The organism is Arthrobacter sp. P1_A5 (assembly GCF_056406825.1).
In genome coordinates this window covers 1-1,250 of sequence record NZ_JBFTZL010000354.1, presented here as the reverse complement: position 1 = coordinate 1,250, position 1,250 = coordinate 1, and the positions used below count along the sequence as shown (strand labels likewise).

Annotated in this window: 2 protein-coding genes; both read right to left on the bottom strand. The window is 67.0% G+C overall.

Annotated elements, in window-relative coordinates:
* The coding region (locus tag AC1D1S_RS21240; RefSeq protein ID WP_476995457.1) for an ATP-binding cassette domain-containing protein at positions 1-403 on the bottom strand (403 nt) is incomplete at its 3' end.
* Positions 404-486: 83 nt separating this feature from the next.
* The gene (locus AC1D1S_RS21235; RefSeq protein WP_243177211.1) at positions 487-627 is read right to left on the bottom strand and encodes a DUF6993 domain-containing protein; all 141 of its coding nucleotides are present in this window, start codon (positions 625-627) and stop codon (positions 487-489) included.
* Between the last annotated feature and the right edge of the window lie 623 nt (positions 628-1,250).

Genomic DNA, 1,250 nt, shown 5'->3' with positions numbered 1-1,250 from the left:
CGGCAGCGTCGATCGCTTCCTGCAGCTGTCCCATTTCCTCGAGGAGGGCATCGTAGTCAGCGTCGGGGCTGGCCATTTCCTCGGAGATCGCGTTAAAGCGCTGGATCTTGCCGTAGATTTCGCCGACGCCTTCCTGGACGTTGCCCAGGACGGTCTTGTCTTCGTTCAGCGGCGGCTCCTGCAGCAGGATGCCTACCGTGTAGCCGGGGCTGAGCCGGGCCTCACCGTTGGAGGGAGTGTCCAGGCCGGCCATGATCTTGAGAATGGTGGACTTACCGGCACCATTCGGGCCGACAACGCCAATCTTGGCCCCCGGGAAGAAGGACATGCTTACGTCATCGAGGATGAGTTTTTCGCCGACAGCCTTACGGGCCTTGGTCATTGTGTAGATAAATTCCGCCATGCCTACAAATCTAGTGGTTCGGGCGGGATAACTCACATTCCGTGAGCCCGGATCGGCCACTTAACGGCGTTCGAGGGTTCGGCTCAGTCCCGGACGCCCACGAGGCAGCCCCCGGAGGCCAGACCCGGCAGCAGCACAGCGACGGTGACGGTGCCGGTGCGGATCTGGGCCACGATGCAGTCGTTGCCGTCGCGCACTCCGGCCTCGACGGCGTCGACAGCCATGCCGTGGGCGTCCGCCCGGCTGTGACTTCCACAGCGTCGGCCGGAATCCCYGCCTTAACCAACGACGCGCGGATGCCCGCCGTTTCGGGCTGACTGCCGCCGCGGATGGCGGCGTTCAGGACCGCCTCGACCGTGGACTTCATGGCGGAKTCCCTGTCGGGTTTCAGGTCGGGGTTCGCCAGCGGCGACGTCGTGGATGCCGGTGCCGGCGACGCAGTGGCTGTCGGTGCCGGGGACGTTGCGGAAGGTGTCCCCTGAGAGTCCGCGGCTTCAGAGGCCATAGCTCCGCCGCTACCGGCCGGCGTCGCACAGGCGAAGGCTGAAAGCAGGAGCACCAAGGTTGCGGCGGCCGGAGCGGCCCAGCCGACGCGACGGGCGGCCCCTCCCGCGGTGCGGGTGGGCGCCGCCCGTCCCGCAACGATCCTGGCGTGTTGCATCGGGCAATTCTGCCACGCGGCAGTGCCCCGTTCCGGCGTTCCGGTGACCAGTCCCGGCGCCCACGGCGCTGCCCGCCGGTCCTGCGGATTCAGGCTGCGGCCCCTTTCAGTTCTCCGGTTTCCTGGTCCACCTCCTCCTCCTCACCGCTCTCGTCATGGCTGAAGCTCGCGTGGTGATCGGCACCG